Here is a 15,680-nt window from a genome sequence, read left to right as displayed (position 1 = left end):
CCTGCCCCACATTGCGCCAAAGTTGTTCTATTTTCCGAGCGTGACCTCGCCGATACGTTCCAGCGCATCGACCACCAGATTCCAGAAGCCTTCGTGATCCAGGTCCACCGCCACGGAAGTATTGCAGTCGGCGGAAGCCGGCGCGCGGAAGTCCGTGACGGTCATCCCCAAGGTCAGCTCGCCACGCAGCTCAACGCTGACCGGGGCCTTGACAGTGCGAACGATATCCGGGTCGATCACGTAGGCCACGGCGCATGGGTCATGCACCGGCGGTGCATCGAAGCCCTGGTGGTCTCGGTAGGCCCGGGCGAAGAAGTCCATCAGCTCGCGCACGAAGGTCGATGGGCCGGTGCCGATCTTCTCGATGCGTTCAACCACCTCGGAGGTGGCCAACGCCTGGTGGGTCAGGTCCAATCCGACCATCACCACCGGCCAGGCCTCGTTGAAGACGATGTGCGCAGCTTCAGGATCGATCTTGATATTGAATTCTGCCACCGCCGACCAGTTGCCGGTGTGGTAGCCGCCGCCCATCAGCACCACTTCGCGCACGCGTTCAACGATGCGCGGTTCCTTCCGGGCCGCCAAGGCGATATTGGTCAATGCGCCGGTGGGCACCAAGGTGATTTCGCCGGGTTCATGGCTCATCACCAGGTCGATGAGGACGTCCACGGCGTGGCGCCCATCGAGTTCGATGCCCGGCTCCGGCTGGGCCGGCCCGTCCATCCCGGAATCCCCGTGGACGTCTCCCGCGGTTTCCACTTCGCGCACCAGCGGACGGGCGCAGCCGGCCGCGAAGGGAATGCCGGTAATGCCGGCGATGGTACCCACGGCCAGCGCGTTGGCAGTGACCTTATCCAGGGTCTGGTTGCCGGCCACGGTGGTCACGGCCAGCAGGTCGATCTTGGGATTGCCATGGGCAAGAATCATTGCCACGGCGTCATCATGACCCGGGTCGCAGTCCAAAATGATCTTGCGCGGGGCATTGCTGTCCTGGGTCATGGCTTCTTCCTTCGCTCTGCCAGCTGGCGGCCGGTAGCTAAGTCGTGGGGGCGGATAGGCATCCTTTGATAATTCTTTCGCGTCCCCATGCTATCGTCAAGCGCTTAACGCAAAGCTGTCGCGTGTCACAACTCCGACTACGATGGAGCCATGAAGAATGGTGAGAAGTCCGGCAACTCGCGCGCTCCACGCCGCGTGACCGCAGCGATGGTAGCCGAACACGCCGGCGTTTCCACCGCAACGGTCTCTCTTGTTGCCAACGGGAAGTCGGCGGGCCGGGTCTCGGCCGCGAATGAGCAGCGCGTGCGTGAATCAATTCGCGAACTGGGCTACTTCGTCGACAGCATCGGCAGCTCGCTGGCCAAGGGCGTCAGTTCGCTGGTGGTCCTGGTGGCCCCGGATATCTCCAACCCCTTCTTTGCCAAGGTGATCGCTGGCGTGCGCTCGGTATTGGCTAGCGACTACCAGCTCCTGCTCTCGGTCACGGATGCCGGCGTCTCCCCCAGCGCCAGCGAAACGAGGAAGATCATGGGCCTCCGTCCGGCCGGGCTGCTGGTCCATGCCCCAAGCCAGGATTTCCTCGAGGAAATTTCGAGCAACCTCCCGCTGGTGGCCCTGGATGCCCCGGGCATCGATCCATCGATTCCTGCCGTGAATATGGACGTCGCCCAGGGAGCGCGGGAAGTCGTAGCCCATTTCGCTGCACAGGGACACACCAAGGCCGCCTACCTGGATGCCAGCACCGGCACCGAGACCCTGGCAGTGCGCCGCGAGGCCTTCCTGGCGGCGGCAAGGGAGTACGGCATCGAAGTGCTGCCATCTTCTGTTGCCAGCTCGATGATCGACGTCACTGAGGCTTCAGCAGCCTTTGGCCAGCATTGGCCCAAGTGGCATGAATCGGGCGTGACCGCACTGGGCTGCGCAACCGATAACCACGCTTTCGGCGTGCTGCATGCTTCGCGCCTGCTTGGTATCCGCATTCCGCAGCAGCTTGCGGTGGCCGGATTCGACGACCTTCCCTACTCGGCGACGTCCAGCCCTTCCATCACTTCCGTGCAGCTCAACGCCCAGGAAGGCGGGCGCCAGGCCGCATTGAAGCTGCGCGCGCTGCTCGATGGAAAAACCCCTGACCCACTGCAGACAATGCTGCCCAGTTCGTTGATTGTCCGCGGATCGACGCTGGGCAACAAAGGAGACTAGCCGGTGAACATGCATAAATGGCCTGCCAAGGTCACTGCCGCCATCGCCCTGCTGATTGCTTTGGGCCTGATCGTCATGTCCAGCGGAGTGCTGGGCCTCATTACCGGCCCGGCAACCCCACCGGGCACCGGCATCGAATCCGCCGCGCGCAGCTGGGTGCTACTGGATTAGCTTTCCGCTCTTCGAAACTTCGGGATCGGTGCATGAGGACAAATCAAAGCAGCACGGCCGGCGCTTGCCATCACGCAGCTTGGAAATACTGGCCTCCACTCGGCGTTCGCGCGTGGAAGGGTTCTTGGTCGCACCGATCCAGCGTACCCATTCCCAGCGGGCCATGGCAGTGAGCCCTGCCCACATCTCATCCAGATCCCCAGCCTCGCCCAGGGCACTGGCCAGGTCTTGCGGAATCCCTGTTTCCGGCCAGGTTCTAGCGACCCGGGCGGTCAATTCCACTTGATCCCCCGCCTCGGCCAACAGCTGGGGCGCGCCCTGTCCATCGAGGGCCAACCAGTGGCCTCGGCGCCCGTCGGGATCTATTACGACCACGTGGCCTTCATGCGCCTGGAGAAGTTCCACCGCAACCTGTCCGCGGCTTGGCAACTTGTCGCTGGATTCCTGGTCGAGCCTGATTATCTTCCGATCGTTGACCAGATCTGCAGTTCCATTCAGTTCGAATATCTCATTGGATACCGCCATGGGAATTCCCCTTCTCCGTTGTCCAAGGGCAGTCTATGGCACGGCGGCATTGCGCTTCCACGTGGCTAGACTGCTGTTATGACCCAACCTCCGCTGCTCGTTAGTTCCTGCCTGGCCGGCATCCCTTGCCGCTACAACGGCAAGGCGAAGGCAAACCCTGCCATCGTCGAGGCCGTGGCACGAGGAGAAGCCGTTGCGGCCTGCGCTGAGGAATTGGGCGAGCTCCCTACTCCGCGTCCGCCAGCGGAGATTGTCGGTGGCGATGGCCACGACGTGCTGGAAGGCCGGGCCTGCGTGATCGACATCAACGGCGAGGACATCAGCGGGCAGTTCATAGCTGGTGCCCAGAAGGTTTCGGATCTAGTCCAGCACCAGAGAATCACCGAGGCGATCCTGCAGGATCGCAGCCCCTCGTGCGGCTGCGGCACCATCTACGATGGCTCGCACACCGGAAAACTCGTTGCAGGCGATGGCGTACTGGCCGCCCTGCTCAAGCGCCGGGGCGTCAATGTCAGCGCGCCACCGGCAAACTGACACACCCTGCAAGATAACGATTCAGTTGCTCTTTTAAACAAAAAAATAACCCTCGATCCGAAGATCAAGGGTTATTTTCCATTTGTGCGCGAGGGGGGACTTGAACCCCCACGACCTTGCGATCACTGGCACCTGAAGCCAGCGCGTCTACCAATTCCGCCACTCGCGCATATTCTGTTTTCGTTGCCATCGTTCTTTGCAACAAGAAATAGCTTACACACTCATTTTCCGTTCACCTAATCGAAACCCTGATTTGTGGTTAGGGACACATGGGAAACCTTTTTGGGGCATTTATCGTTGATATTGACGCACTTGAGCCGCTCAATGATTTTTCGGCATTTGCACAGCTGAAAACAGTAAGATCGAATATGAAGTTCTGTGTTCACAGCTTGGACGGCGTGAATGCAGGCTCGCAATAACCAGCCATGGACCCTAAGGAAGGAGCACGAATAATGGGCTTTCTCGACAATGTCGAACGCGGCTTAGAGAAGGTCGTCACTAGCTTCTTTCGTGGCACCAGCACCGCAGATCTCAAGCCAGTCGAACTGACTACCGCGCTACGCAATGACATGGACCGCGGAATCATGCCAATCAGCGAGGGCCGCAGCCTTGCAGCCAATGACTTCGTTGTCTCGCTGAGCACCAAGGACTACAACACCGCGCAGGGTTGGGGGCGGGGCGTCGTCAACGAAATGGCAAAGGTCACCGCTGAGCATGCGGCAGCCCAGGACTACTCGGTCCACGGCGACATCACGATCCATTTTGTTTCCAAGGACGATTTCAAGCCCGGAGAAATGGAGATTGCCAGCTCGGTCAAGGAGTCCAGCTCGCGCCCAGCAGCCTCGGCTCCGGTAAAAGAGCGAGCAGCAGCGCCCGCAGCGCCATCCGCCACCCCGCCGACAACCGCACAGCCACGTCCATCGGTCCGTCCGATTGCAGAGATCCCCAAGAAGCCCATGCAGAAGCAGGCAATTCTTGAGGTCGCTGGACAGCGCTACGCCCTGCATCACCACTCCATCGTGCTGGGCCGTTCGGCCAGCACCGATATTCCCGTGGATGATTCCGGCGTTTCCCGCCAGCATGTGCGCGTCGAAACCCGTGGCAAAACCAGTTTCGTCGTCACCGATCTGGGTTCAACCAATGGAACCTACGTGGACGGCAAGAAGATTTCGGAAGAAACCCGTATATTTGACGGTTCGATCATTACTATCGGACAGACAAAAATCGTCTTTCGGCTGATTACCTCGAACAACGGAGGCCGCGCGTGAACGACCTGGTTCTAAGCTTGTTCCGATTGGGCTTTTTGGTCCTCATCTGGCTGCTCGTATTAAGCGTTGTCGGATCGATGCGCCGCGACTTGGCCATCGGATCGCGGGCCCGCACCGGCAAGCCCAGCGCTCGGGAACTGAAGAAGAATCCAGAGCTGGCGGAACCAGAAGTGCCTGCGCGCAAGGCCGCCACGTCATTGGAAGTTGTTGAGGGCCCACTGGCCGGCAGCAGCATTCCCCTCCGCGGCCAACCGATCATGTTCGGGCGAGCTCAGGATGCCACCGTCGTTCTCGATGATGACTACGCTTCGGGACGCCATGCCCGCCTGTTCCCGCAGGGATCGCGCTGGTTCATTGAAGATCTCGGCTCAACCAACGGCACCTTCGTGGGTGACAACCAGCTCTCACGCGCCCAGGCAGTGGAGCCCGGCCAGCGAATCCGCATCGGAAAGACTGTCCTGGAATTGAAGCCCTAGCCTATGGCCCTCAAACTAAAATTTGCTGCGAAATCCGACGTGGGGCGGGTTCGCAAGAAGAATGACGACTCCGCCTACGCCGGCGCGTACCTCGCGGTGCTTGCCGATGGCATGGGCGGACACGTCGGCGGTGACGTGGCGTCAGCCTCCACCGTGCTTGATTTGGTGCATCTGGACCACGATGGCACCGCAGATCCGCAAAATGCCCTGCCGGATGAGATCCAGGCCGCCAATTTGGTGCTGAATGAACTCGTCGGCGCCAACCCGAAGCTTTCGGGGATGGGTACCACCGTCACTTCCCTGCTGCTCTCGGGAAGTACCCTGCACATGGCGCACATCGGCGACTCCCGCGCCTACCGCTTGAAGCACGGGGTCTTCGAGCAGATCAGCAAGGACCATACCTTCGTGCAGCGGCTGGTCGACGAACGCCGCATCAAGCCGGCCGAGGCCGAGGTCCACCCGCATAAGAACGTGCTCTTGCGCGTGCTGGGCGACTCGGATGCCTCCCCGGAACTCGATGTCGACCAATTCGAGGCAGAACCCGGCGAACGCTGGATGCTGTGCTCTGACGGACTCACCGACGCGGTGCCGGTTCCGGTAATCGAGCAGATCATCCGCACTACCGCCGATATGGATGAAGCGGTCAACGACCTGGTTGCCATCACCTTGAAGAATGGTGCGCCGGATAACGTCACCGTGGTGATGTTCGAGGTTGTCGAAAACGCTGTCGTCGAAGGCGAAGCGCCCGCCGAACCAGAACCCGCACCGGATACCGGCCAGCTCACCATTGCCGCCGAAGGCGATGTCGAAGCCAGCGCTTCGCTGCTCCGCCATGAGATTTCCCAGCGTCCCCACCTGCTGGTGGGCGCCGCCCAGCTTGCGACGCAAACCGGCCAGATCCCGGTGGTGACCCAGCACACCGGCGAACGCCGTGCAGCTGCCTTGCTGACCCACCGTTCCCCGGCGGCCGGCGAGGTGCTGGATCCACTGGATGCTCCGGTGCAGCAGCGCCGTTGGATGATGCCGATCCTGCTGACCTTGACGGCTTTCTTCGTCATTGCCCTGGGCGTCTGGGGCTACATGTGGACCCAGACCCAGTACTTTGTTGGCACTGTCGATGGAAAGGTCGCAATCTACAAGGGCGTTCCCCAGGAGCTCGGACCGATTTCGCTCTCCGAGGTCGACACAGTCAGCAAGGTGCCGCTCGAAGCCCTGCCGGAGTATTCACGCCACCGCGTTGAATCGACCATCTCGGCAGAGAACCAGCAGCATGCCCAGATGATCATCCAGGAACTCCTGGTCACCGCGAAGCAGAACTGCCCGGTCACCGTTCCCGGATCCTCGGATTCCGCCAACCAGCTCGAACTGCCCGCCTACTGCCAGGAGATAATGCAATGACCGAAGTGCAAACCGCACCGGTGCCTCGGCGCAATCTCGAGCTGCTGCTGGTGCTGCTGGCCCTCTGCGTGGGCGGTGCCGCGTTCTATCTGGTGGGCAGCTCCACCGAGGATGTCGACAGCACCGACTTCTACGTGCAGATGGGCATCCTGGCGGCACTATCCCTGACGGTTCATGTGCTGCTGCGCATCTTCGCCAAATATGCCGATCCAGTAATACTTCCGATTACGATTGCGTTGAACTCCCTTGGCTTAGCCATGATTCACCGCATTGACCTGGCTAAAGGAACGTCCCAGTCGGCGCGCCAGCTGCTCTGGACTGCCATTGCCATCGTCATTGCTTCGGTCGTTCTCTGGGCAATCAAGGACCACCGCCTGCTGCGTCGGTTTACCTATATCGCCCTGCTGCTATCGGTCGTATTGCTCCTGCTTCCGTTGATTCCCAAACTGGGTGTCACGATCAACGGTGCCCGCATTTGGATCCGCATGGGCATGTTCTCACTGCAGCCAGGCGAACTCGCGAAGATCACCTTGTCGATCTTCTTCGCCGGTTATCTCTCGTCGAACCGCGACTTGATCCTGATGGCTGGCCGCAAGTTCGGACCGCTGCAGCTGCCCCGCCTGCGGGATATGGCTCCGATGGTTATCGCTTGGCTGCTCTCCATCGGCGTGCTCGTGGTGCAGCGAGACCTCGGTTCCGCGATCCTCTTCTTCGGCCTGTTCATCGTGATGATCTACGTGGCAACCGCGCGTATTTCCTGGGTGCTCATCGGTGCCTTGATGGTTGTCGCCGGCGGCATCGTCGCGGGCCTGACCATGAGCCACGTGACCCGCCGCCTGGACGTCTGGCTCAACGCCTTTGACCCTGCGATCTACCAGGCCAAGGGTGGCAGCATGCAGATCGTCGAAGGCTTATTCGGCATGGCTGACGGCGGCTTGTTCGGCACCGGCCTGGGCGCGGGTTCCCCCTACCGTGTTCCGCTGGCCAACTCCGACATGATCATTGCCTCCTTCGGCGAAGAAATTGGCCTGATCGGCGTGGCCGCGATCATCCTGCTCTACATGCTGCTGGTCTCCCGTGGCTTGCGGGCCGCCTTGGGCTCGGCCGATACCTTCGGCAAGCTACTGGCTGCAGGCCTGTCCTTCACCCTGGGCCTGCAATGCATCGTGATCATCGGAGGCGTCACCCGGCTGATCCCGCTGACCGGCCTGGCAACGCCATTTATGGCCGCCGGCGGCTCATCGCTGCTGGCGAACTGGATCATCATCGCGTTGCTGCTCCTGATCTCCCACAACTCGCGCCGCCCGAAGACTGGCGGCGTAGGACCAACCGATGAATTTGCAAGTGCCAGCACGGCCCTTACCTCCAGCACCAAGGCGGTGACGAAAAAGTGAATCATGCAATCAAGCGCGTTTGGGTTGCGCTAACCGTCCTGTTCGTCATCTGCCTGGGTGGACTGAGCTACATCCAGTTCTTCGACGCCAAGCCGCTCTCGGAGAATGCGCTGAACAAGCGCGAACTCTACCGCGAGTTCGACCTGCCCCGCGGCGCGATCCTGGTCGACGGCAAGCCGATTGCCGAATCCGTTCCGACCGATGATGGCCAGTTCGAATTCCAGCGTGTTTACCACGACGCGAAAACCTACGCCCACCTGACTGGCTACTATTCGCTCGCGAATGGCACCACCCAGCTCGAATCGCAGCTGAACGACTGGCTGACCGGCACGAGCTCGGATCTGCTCTTCGACCGCTTGTCGGCCATGTTCACCGGTACCCGTTCCGAAGGCGCCTCGGTTGAGCTGACCATTGACGGGCAGTTGCAGAAGACTGCCTTCGAAGCGATTCCTGACAACTTGAAGGCCACGATCATCGTGACCAATCCGAAGACCGGTGACATCCTGGCGATGGCTTCCAAGCCAAGCTACAACACCAACCTGCTGGCGGTGCACTCGACCTCCCAGGCGGCCCAGAACCTGAAGGACATCAGCAACACCGACGGCTTGAGCCCCTACCGGAACCCGGCCATCAGCAACCCGGTGACCCCAGGTTCCTCGTTCAAGATCCTCAGCACCGTTGCGGCCCTGGAATCAGGCAAGTTCGATATGGAAACCCCCATCGACAATCCGGTGTCGGTGAATTATCCGCATTCGACCGCTAAGATGAACAACTTCAATGAGGGCATCTGCGCGCGGGATACCCGGGCAAGGCTCGAGTTCATCTTTGCCCAGAGCTGCAACACCCCGTTCATGGAAATCAGCCAGACCGTCGGCAAGGATGCCTTCACCGAGGTTGCCGAGCGCTTCGGCTACGGGCAGCAGCTGAGCATCCCGCAGAATGTTGTTCCAAGCGAGTTCCCTTCTGCTGAGGCCAATGAAGCGCAGATGGCGCAGATGGCAATCGGCGAATGGGAAAACAAGGCTACTCCGCTGCAGATGAACATGGCCGCCATGGCCATCGCCAATGACGGCGTGATCATGAAGCCGAATTTGATCGGCAAGGTCATCGCGCCGGATCTTCGAGTTATCGAGGACCCGAAGCCGGAGAAGTTCTCCACGGCCACCACCCCGGAAGTTGCCGAACAGCTCACCGAGCTGATGGAAGGCCCGGTTGTGAGCGGTACGGCCATGAATGCCCGCGTTCCCGGCGTGGATTTCCGAGCCAAGACCGGCACCTCGCAGCGACCATCAGAGAACGGAGTCCGCATGGTGAACTCCTGGATGACCGGTTTCGCACCGGCCGATGATCCGCAGGTTGCCATCACGGTCAATATTCAAGACGTAGATTACAACACCGGCCACAACACGGCAGGTGCACTTATGAAGACGATGTTAGAGGCGGTGTTCAACAAGTGAGGCCAGTAACCGGCACCACCTTGGGCGGTCGTTACAAGCTGACCGACCGCATTGCGATCGGTGGCATGGGCGAAGTTTGGAAGGCACGAGACCAGGTCCTAGGACGTCTGGTAGCGATCAAGATCCTCAAAGAGGAATACACCGATAATGAGAGCTTCCTGACGCGTTTCCGCGTGGAAGCACGCCACACCGCGCTGCTGAACCACCCTGGAATCGCTGGCGTCTTCGACTACGGCGAGGAACAGGGCTCCGCCTATCTGGTGATGGAACTGGTTCCCGGCCCGCCGCTGTCCACCATTATCGAGCGCGAGCGCAAGCTCGACGTGGACCGTACGCTCTCGCTGATCGCGCAGACCGCCCGCGCGCTGGCAGCAGCCCACGAGCACGGCCTGGTGCACCGCGATGTGAAGCCGGGTAACATCCTGGTGATGCCTTCGGGCGTCGTGAAGATCACCGACTTCGGCATTGCCCGGCTTGCTGACCAGGTTCCGCTGACCGCCACCGGGCAGGTAATGGGAACCGCCCAGTACTTGGCCCCGGAACAGGCCACCGGGCAGATCGCCACCGGCAGCTCTGACATCTACGCCTTGGGCGTGATCGGCTACGAGTGCCTGGCAGGACGCCGCCCGTTCACCGGCGAATCGCAGATCGCCATCGCCCTCGCACAGGTCAACGATGCTCCCCCGGCGCTGCCGGACACCATCCCGGCACCGGTACGCCAGCTGATCATGTCGATGCTGGCCAAGAACCCGTCGGATCGCCCGAAGGACGCAACGGCGCTGGCGAAGGCCGCCGATGCACTGCGCTCCGGTGATACCAATACCGCGACCTTGGCCGTTCCCGGCATGCTGGCCACCGGTATCGCCACCGACGCAACCCAAGTGGTCAACATGGGTAACGACGCCACCCAGGTGGTGCCGCGTGCTGATTCCGCGCCGACAATGACCAATGCGATGCCAACCGTGGTGGAACCTGCCGGCGCTACCAGCGGTTTATCCGGGTCCAGTGCCGCAGCCGGCGGATTCGATGACGAGGACGTGGATACCCAGGATCCGGCTGGCGAGGCCGGGGCCAAACGCAGCCCTTGGCTGATCCCGCTGATCGTGATCATCGCGCTGGCCGCCGTGATTGCCTTGCTGGCGTGGCTGATCCCTGCCATGAGCAGCGACAAGGACAATCAGCCGACGGCTTCGGTCACGCAGAGCACCGATGTTTCCCAATCCCCTTCTCCGACCGAGGAATCCACCGATCCTTCGGAGGAAACCACCGAAGCATCGGAGACCTCCGAGTCCTCTTCCCCGACCCCGAGTGAAACCGTGACCTACGTAGAGGTTCCGGCCTCGCTGGTGGGCCAGGATATCGACACCGTGACGGCAGAGCTTGAGGGCAAGGGCCTGGTCGTTGACGCGACCCCGCAGGAAACCAATGAGTACGACCCACGCGAAGTCATTTCGCTGAACCCGACCGGCAGCGTCGAAAAGGGCGAAACCATTTCGATTACCTACGCCATGGCTCCCGAAACCGTTGGCGTTCCTTCGGTAACCGGCATGGGCTACGAAGCCGCGCAGAAGCGCATCCAGGACGCTGGGCTGGCCGTGGCCAAGGGCGAGGAACGCCATGACTCTTCGGTCGCTGGCACGGTGCTTGCGCAGGACGTTCCAGCCGGCAGCGAAGTAGAGCCGGGCACCACGGTGACCCTGGATATTTCCATGGGCCCAGAAGAACCCGAAGCATCCGAGTCCGCTACCCCGTCGGCATCTGAATCCCCAGAAGCTGCAGAGCCGGACCAAAGCGAAGCGCCATGAGTGAAGTCGAAGCCTTGCCCCCCGGCTTGCCACGGTTGATCAACGATCGCTACGAGATCGAATCGCTGGTAGGCCGCGGCGGCATGGCGGATGTCTATCTTGCCACCGACCATGTGCTTTCGCGCAAGGTCGCGGTCAAGGTGCTGCGCCCGGATACCGCAAGCAACCCCATGGTGGTCAATCGATTCCGCCGTGAAGCCAAGGCCGTCGCGGGCCTGAGCCATCCGAATATCGTTGCCGTCTACGACACCGGTGAGCTGCCTGCTACCGATCATAGCCGTGAGCGCTTGCCCTTCATGGTCATGGAATACGTGACCGGCCGGACTCTGAAGCAGGTGATCGCTTCGGGCGATGTCGACGCTTCCTTCGCTGTGCACGTCACCCGCGGCGTATGCGATGCCCTGGATCATTCGCACAATAACAATGTCGTCCACCGCGACATCAAGCCGGCCAACGTGATGGTGACCGATGCCGGCCACGTGAAGCTGATGGACTTCGGCATAGCCCGTGCCTTGGACACTTCGGCGACAATGACGCAGACCGCCGCTGTGGTGGGAACCGCCCAGTACTTCTCTCCTGAGCAGGCACGCGGCGAACAGGTCGATTTCCGTTCGGATATCTACTCTGTTGGCTGCCTGTTCTACGAGCTGATGACCCAGCGCCCTCCGTTCACCGGTGATTCGCCGGTTTCGGTCGCGTACCAGCACGTTGGCGAGATTCCGTCGGCGCCCAGCGAGGTCAAGCACGACGTTGACCCGATCTTCGACCCGATCGTTTCCAAGGTTCTCTCCAAGGAACGCGATGACCGTTTCCAGAGCGCAGGCGCTTTCGCGGCAGCGTTGGAAGATGCACTGAACGGCATTGAATTCCATGATGACGAACCGGCACCATCAACCCACACCTTGCCGATATACGGCATGCACGGCGAGACTGAAACCGGGTTCATCGCGCAGTCAGCGCTAGGCACCAGCCAGCACCCGGTCTTCGTCGAAGATGAGGCTCCCGAAGCTCCTGCACGGCACAAGTCCAACCGCGGCCTGATCATCCTGCTGACCATCATTGCCCTGATTGCTGTGGGTATCGCCAGTTTCCTGGTGATCCGTTCGATCCAGGCCGAGACTGAAAAGCGTGCCCCAGTTACTGTGCCCAAGGTCCTGGAGATGTCCGAAGACGACGCACGTGAATTGCTGCGCGATTCCACCTTCCAGGTGCGTGTAGAGCGGGAATTCAGTGATGAAGTAGAGCAGGGCAAGGCGACCCGAACCGACCCGGCAGAAGGGTCCATGGTTTCCAAGGAATCCACGGTTGCGCTGTTCATTTCCGATGGTTCGGAACAGCGCACGATTCCCAAGGATCTGGCGAACCAGTCCGAGACGGCTGCCCGCGATGCCCTGCGTGAAGCTGGCCTCGAAGTGGGTGACGTCAGCCGGGAGAACTCTGCAACCATTCCAACCGACTGGGTTATTGGCACCAGCCCGGAGCTGGGCTCCAAGGTGAAGGCCGGCAGCGAAGTCGACCTGATCCTTTCTACCGGCATGGTGACCGTTCCGGTCGTTACCGAGATGAGCCGTGAGGAAGCTGAAGAGAAGCTCTCTGCGGACGACATCGGGTTGGAAGTTCAGTTCGATGAGGTGGCAACCGACGACTACCCTGAGGGAACCTTGTTCAAGCAGTCCCCCGAGGCCTCCGAGGACGTGGCTCAGGGAAGCCTGGTGAAGATTTCTGTGGCCAAGGCTCCGCCGGCACCAGAACCAAGTGAAGAACCATCGCCCAGCGAGACCGAATCTCCAGATTCAGAAGAATCCGATGATCCGTCCGACAGTGCTTCGCCTACCAGTGACGCTCCGGCTCCTTCCAATGGGAACGGCCCGCCAGATCGGACTAACCCGCCACGGGAAAACGGGCGCGACCGATAGGCTGCTAGGCTACTCTCCGCTGAAGAGCGGGCTCAGGGTCGTGGCCTTCTTGGCTGCCCCCTGAAGTCCTACGAATTCCAGCCAATTGCCCAGCATCTGGTATCCCTGCTCGGTCAGCACCGACTCTGGGTGGTACTGCAGGCCCCATAGTGGTGCTTCCCGGTGCGCCAGCCCCATGATGACTCCCCCGGCGGTAGCAGCGATGATCTCAAGCTCAGCAGGGATGCTCTCGCGTACGGCTGCCAGGGAGTGGTAGCGCGTTGCGGTGAAGGGGTTGGCTACCTGGTTGAAGACCGGGTGGTTTTCGTGGCTCACCAGCGAGGTCTTGCCGTGCATTAGTTCTTCGGCGTGCGTGACCGTGCCGCCATAGGCTTCAGCGAGCGCCTGATGCCCAAGGCAGACACCGAGCATTGGCTTGCGCTGCTGCCCGCACCACTTGATCAGATCGATGCTGACACCCGCTCCTGCAGGCTCGCCCGGGCCCGGGGAGATCAGCACACCGTCGTATTCCGCAGCCAACTTAGTTGCTTCCCCAACGCTCAAATCGTCGTTGCGGTATACGGTGGTTTCCGCGCCCAGCTCCTGCAGGTAACCCACGAGGGTGTACACAAAGCTGTCGTAATTATCGATCACGAGGATCCTGGTGCTGCTCACGGGGTGCTCTGGCCAATCGTTGAATCGGTGAATGGGCTGATGTACTGGTTCAGCCATGGGAAAACGTACATCATCAGTAATAGCACGATCGCGGCAATGAGAATCAATGCTTCAAAAATACGAAGCCACAAAGGGCCGGGCAGATTTCTAAATATCCAGGCGTACATCTCTTCTCCTAGCTCGTTGCGTCGATGACCATGTCACGGATTTCCTTCGGCGGACCTGCATCCAGTGGACGCCAATCGGTGAGTTCCGAATACGCGATCATGCGTTGCTGGGTCGAGTACTTCGGATGGCAGGTGGTCATGGTCAAGATGGACTTCGTTGGTTCCACTCCCCACTGGTGCGGGGTAGGCAACAGGACATCGCCATTGGATGGAGCCACAATCTCGGTGGCGTACCAGGTGTAGGTGTAATACCCCTGTGCAGTCTGCAGATAGATCTTGTCGCCGTCTTGCAGCTTGTCAATATCCCAGAAGACCTGGCCATGGGTCTGGCGGTGGGCCGCTACGGCGAAGTTGCCCAGCTCCCCCGGTTGCTGCGTGGTCGGGTAATAGCCAATGCCGAGGTTATCGATCACGTGGTCTTCCACTCCGTAGGTCACCGGGTGGTGCGATCCGCTAGCGCCAAAGCGCGGGAAATACATGATCCCGAAAGTTTCTCCGGGAGCCAATTCCGTGACCGGAGCCGGACCGTAGTCCTTCTCCTCTTCCTCCTCGTTGCCTTCCGGCACCACGACCTCGCCAAGTTCTTGCACGAGGTTTGCGGTGACTTCCTTCTGGGCCTGGGCCGAGTCGATATTCGTCCACCACAGTTCCCACACCACGTAGAGCATCAGCAAGATGCCAAGGGTGATCAGCAGTTCGCCAAAGAATCCGGCAATACGGTTTCCTGCCGACGGTCGTCGGTGCTGCATGCGACGTCCCTGCGCAGTGGCTGATCGGTTCACGGCGGTCTGGCTCCTTAAGGGAAAGAAATGCGCGAAATAGGTCAACTAAGATGGGTCGATACTGGCCAAAACCCAGAGTTCCAGCGGGTAACGGCTAGTATGGAAGCTACGTAGGAATGCACTAAGCAGTTCTCAGCATTCTTGCACCCAAGCCTACCGGGAAGACCTGAAGGTCACCCACATTTACTACATTAAGCAGATGAAGCCGAGGGAGCATTCGAGTGCCGGAGTCAAAGCCACGACGCAAGAAGAATTCACAGCCGCAGGAGACGCGCCAGAGCGCCCATGCCATCGATAAGCCGATGCCGGGCTGGTACAAGCCAGTCATGTTCGGACTGATGCTTCTGGGCTTGCTGTGGATCATCGTTTATTACGTTTCGCAGACCCTGTACCCGATTCCGAATATCGGCGGTTGGAACATCGTTGTCGGCTTCGGTATTGCGATGGTCGGCTTTTTCATGACAACGGGCTGGAAATAGCCGTATCGCCGGCCCCCTGCTGAGGGGGCCGGCGAAGTTGTTTAATGGCGGCTTTTGATATTAGTGGCTGACGGCTTTCAAGCCGATGATGCAACCAACCAATCCGAGAATGAAGACCATCTTCAGTACGCTGAAGGCTTCCTGTCCGGTGGCCATCGAGTAAATGACGGCAAGCGAGGCTCCGATGCCTACCCAGATGGCATATGCAGTGCCGACGGGAATTTCCTTCATGGCGTAGGCCAGTCCACCCATGGACACAACCAGCGCCGCGAAGAAGACGATGGTCGGAACGAGTTTGGAGAACCCCTCGCTCATGCCAAGAGCGATGGCCCATACCGCTTCGAATAGTCCGGAAACGATCAAAATTACCCAATGCATGCCAGATACTTTCTGGCCGTCTTGTCGCGCTCCGGGTACGGCTCCCTCGTCCGGGTCCAAGCAATGATTGCTGGTGA

17 protein-coding genes, 1 tRNA gene and 1 riboswitch are annotated in these 15,680 nt (G+C 60.4%); of the genes, 11 read left to right on the top strand and 7 right to left on the bottom strand.

The window, feature by feature from the left end:
• Window positions 1–27: 27 nt before the first annotated feature.
• On the bottom strand, window positions 28–999 hold the full coding sequence (locus ACIOTL_RS04055; protein ID WP_105658665.1) for a nucleoside hydrolase: 972 nt from the start codon (window positions 997–999) through the stop codon (window positions 28–30).
• 150 nt (window positions 1,000–1,149) lie between these two features.
• Between ACIOTL_RS04055 and ACIOTL_RS04050 the strand changes: the two genes are divergently transcribed.
• Both ACIOTL_RS04050 and ACIOTL_RS04045 read left to right on the top strand, forming a co-directional pair.
• Window positions 1,150–2,199, top strand: a complete 1,050-nt coding sequence (locus tag ACIOTL_RS04050; protein WP_105662193.1) for a LacI family DNA-binding transcriptional regulator — start codon at window positions 1,150–1,152, stop codon at window positions 2,197–2,199.
• Window positions 2,200–2,202: 3 nt separating this feature from the next.
• On the top strand, window positions 2,203–2,370 hold the full coding sequence (locus tag ACIOTL_RS04045; protein ID WP_166650740.1) for a hypothetical protein: 168 nt from the start codon (window positions 2,203–2,205) through the stop codon (window positions 2,368–2,370).
• On the opposite strand, the gene ACIOTL_RS04040 is transcribed toward ACIOTL_RS04045, so the two are convergent.
• A complete protein-coding gene (locus tag ACIOTL_RS04040) occupies window positions 2,359–2,895 on the bottom strand; it encodes a YdeI/OmpD-associated family protein (protein ID WP_105658667.1) in 537 nt (178 codons plus the stop codon). The genes ACIOTL_RS04045 and ACIOTL_RS04040 overlap by 12 nt on opposite strands.
• A 78-nt stretch (window positions 2,896–2,973) precedes the next feature.
• Here ACIOTL_RS04040 and ACIOTL_RS04035 point away from each other — a divergent pair, with 78 nt between their 5' ends.
• Window positions 2,974–3,429: a DUF523 domain-containing protein gene (locus ACIOTL_RS04035; RefSeq protein WP_105658668.1), complete on the top strand. Its 456-nt coding sequence runs from the start codon at window positions 2,974–2,976 to the stop codon at window positions 3,427–3,429.
• A gap of 85 nt (window positions 3,430–3,514) precedes the next feature.
• Here ACIOTL_RS04035 and ACIOTL_RS04030 read toward each other — a convergent pair.
• A tRNA-Leu gene (locus ACIOTL_RS04030) sits at window positions 3,515–3,598 on the bottom strand.
• Window positions 3,599–3,881: 283 nt separating this feature from the next.
• Here ACIOTL_RS04030 and ACIOTL_RS04025 point away from each other — a divergent pair.
• Genes ACIOTL_RS04025 through pknB form a run of 7 tightly spaced genes read left to right on the top strand, consistent with a single transcriptional unit; the run spans window position 3,882 to window position 13,143 of the window.
• Entirely contained in the window at window positions 3,882–4,697 is an 816-nt protein-coding gene (locus tag ACIOTL_RS04025; protein WP_181148929.1) for a DUF3662 and FHA domain-containing protein, read from the top strand.
• Window positions 4,694–5,173 (top strand): FHA domain-containing protein, encoded by a 480-nt coding sequence (locus ACIOTL_RS04020; RefSeq protein ID WP_105658670.1) that lies wholly within the window; start codon window positions 4,694–4,696, stop codon window positions 5,171–5,173. The genes ACIOTL_RS04025 and ACIOTL_RS04020 overlap by 4 nt, the downstream gene beginning before the upstream one ends.
• A 3-nt stretch (window positions 5,174–5,176) precedes the next feature.
• Entirely contained in the window at window positions 5,177–6,571 is a 1,395-nt protein-coding gene (locus ACIOTL_RS04015; RefSeq protein WP_400341859.1) for a PP2C family protein-serine/threonine phosphatase, read from the top strand.
• Window positions 6,568–7,965 carry an FtsW/RodA/SpoVE family cell cycle protein gene (locus tag ACIOTL_RS04010; protein ID WP_400341857.1) on the top strand — a complete coding sequence of 466 codons (1,398 nt, stop codon included), beginning with the start codon at window positions 6,568–6,570 and terminating at the stop codon, window positions 7,963–7,965. Before ACIOTL_RS04015 ends, ACIOTL_RS04010 begins: the two co-directional genes overlap by 4 nt.
• Window positions 7,962–9,422 carry a penicillin-binding protein 2 gene (locus tag ACIOTL_RS04005; protein WP_133833750.1) on the top strand — a complete coding sequence of 487 codons (1,461 nt, stop codon included), beginning with the start codon at window positions 7,962–7,964 and terminating at the stop codon, window positions 9,420–9,422. The genes ACIOTL_RS04010 and ACIOTL_RS04005 overlap by 4 nt, the downstream gene beginning before the upstream one ends.
• Window positions 9,419–11,227 (top strand): protein kinase domain-containing protein, encoded by a 1,809-nt coding sequence (locus ACIOTL_RS04000; protein WP_388024714.1) that lies wholly within the window; start codon window positions 9,419–9,421, stop codon window positions 11,225–11,227. Before ACIOTL_RS04005 ends, ACIOTL_RS04000 begins: the two co-directional genes overlap by 4 nt.
• Window positions 11,224–13,143, top strand: a complete 1,920-nt coding sequence (pknB, locus tag ACIOTL_RS03995; protein WP_400341855.1) for a Stk1 family PASTA domain-containing Ser/Thr kinase — start codon at window positions 11,224–11,226, stop codon at window positions 13,141–13,143. The genes ACIOTL_RS04000 and pknB overlap by 4 nt, the downstream gene beginning before the upstream one ends.
• A gap of 9 nt (window positions 13,144–13,152) precedes the next feature.
• Here pknB and ACIOTL_RS03990 read toward each other — a convergent pair whose 3' ends face one another.
• Genes ACIOTL_RS03990 through ACIOTL_RS03980 form a run of 3 tightly spaced genes read right to left on the bottom strand, consistent with a single transcriptional unit; the run spans window position 13,153 to window position 14,746 of the window.
• The gene (locus ACIOTL_RS03990) at window positions 13,153–13,797 is read right to left on the bottom strand and encodes an aminodeoxychorismate/anthranilate synthase component II (RefSeq protein WP_105658676.1); all 645 of its coding nucleotides are present in this window, start codon (window positions 13,795–13,797) and stop codon (window positions 13,153–13,155) included.
• A complete protein-coding gene (locus ACIOTL_RS03985) occupies window positions 13,794–13,964 on the bottom strand; it encodes a hypothetical protein (protein WP_013347422.1) in 171 nt (56 codons plus the stop codon). Before ACIOTL_RS03985 ends, ACIOTL_RS03990 begins: the two co-directional genes overlap by 4 nt.
• A gap of 8 nt (window positions 13,965–13,972) precedes the next feature.
• The gene (locus ACIOTL_RS03980; protein ID WP_105658677.1) at window positions 13,973–14,746 is read right to left on the bottom strand and encodes a class E sortase; all 774 of its coding nucleotides are present in this window, start codon (window positions 14,744–14,746) and stop codon (window positions 13,973–13,975) included.
• A 221-nt stretch (window positions 14,747–14,967) separates the two neighbouring features.
• Between ACIOTL_RS03980 and ACIOTL_RS03975 the strand changes: the two genes are divergently transcribed.
• On the top strand, window positions 14,968–15,225 hold the full coding sequence (locus ACIOTL_RS03975) for a cell division protein CrgA (RefSeq protein ID WP_105658678.1): 258 nt from the start codon (window positions 14,968–14,970) through the stop codon (window positions 15,223–15,225).
• A gap of 60 nt (window positions 15,226–15,285) precedes the next feature.
• Here the strand turns inward: ACIOTL_RS03975 and ACIOTL_RS03970 are convergent, their stop codons facing one another.
• A complete protein-coding gene (locus ACIOTL_RS03970) occupies window positions 15,286–15,603 on the bottom strand; it encodes a multidrug efflux SMR transporter (protein WP_105658679.1) in 318 nt (105 codons plus the stop codon).
• A gap of 11 nt (window positions 15,604–15,614) precedes the next feature.
• Window positions 15,615–15,680: riboswitch (guanidine-III (ykkC-III) riboswitch) on the bottom strand.

The organism is Glutamicibacter sp. NPDC087673 (genome assembly GCF_044743255.1).
GTDB lineage: Bacteria > Actinomycetota > Actinomycetes > Actinomycetales > Micrococcaceae > Glutamicibacter.
Note: the sequence above shows the minus strand (reverse complement) of the source record. Positions and strands in the feature narration are given on the sequence as shown.

What these genes read in the sequence shown, in the direction of transcription:
- ACIOTL_RS04050 (WP_105662193.1), top strand. Translation starts at nt 1,150, where the DNA reads ATGAAGAATGGTGAGAAGTCCGGCAACTCGCGCGCTCCACGCCGCGTG.
- ACIOTL_RS04010 (WP_400341857.1), top strand. Translation starts at nt 6,568, where the DNA reads ATGACCGAAGTGCAAACCGCACCGGTGCCTCGGCGCAATCTCGAGCTG.
- ACIOTL_RS04015 (WP_400341859.1), top strand. Translation starts at nt 5,177, where the DNA reads ATGGCCCTCAAACTAAAATTTGCTGCGAAATCCGACGTGGGGCGGGTT.
- ACIOTL_RS04035 (WP_105658668.1), top strand. Translation starts at nt 2,974, where the DNA reads ATGACCCAACCTCCGCTGCTCGTTAGTTCCTGCCTGGCCGGCATCCCT.
- ACIOTL_RS04055 (WP_105658665.1), bottom strand. Translation starts at nt 999, where the DNA reads ATGACCCAGGACAGCAATGCCCCGCGCAAGATCATTTTGGACTGCGAC.
- ACIOTL_RS03985 (WP_013347422.1), bottom strand. Translation starts at nt 13,964, where the DNA reads ATGTACGCCTGGATATTTAGAAATCTGCCCGGCCCTTTGTGGCTTCGT.
- ACIOTL_RS04040 (WP_105658667.1), bottom strand. Translation starts at nt 2,895, where the DNA reads ATGGCGGTATCCAATGAGATATTCGAACTGAATGGAACTGCAGATCTG.
- pknB (WP_400341855.1), top strand. Translation starts at nt 11,224, where the DNA reads ATGAGTGAAGTCGAAGCCTTGCCCCCCGGCTTGCCACGGTTGATCAAC.
- ACIOTL_RS04025 (WP_181148929.1), top strand. Translation starts at nt 3,882, where the DNA reads ATGGGCTTTCTCGACAATGTCGAACGCGGCTTAGAGAAGGTCGTCACT.
- ACIOTL_RS03970 (WP_105658679.1), bottom strand. Translation starts at nt 15,603, where the DNA reads ATGCATTGGGTAATTTTGATCGTTTCCGGACTATTCGAAGCGGTATGG.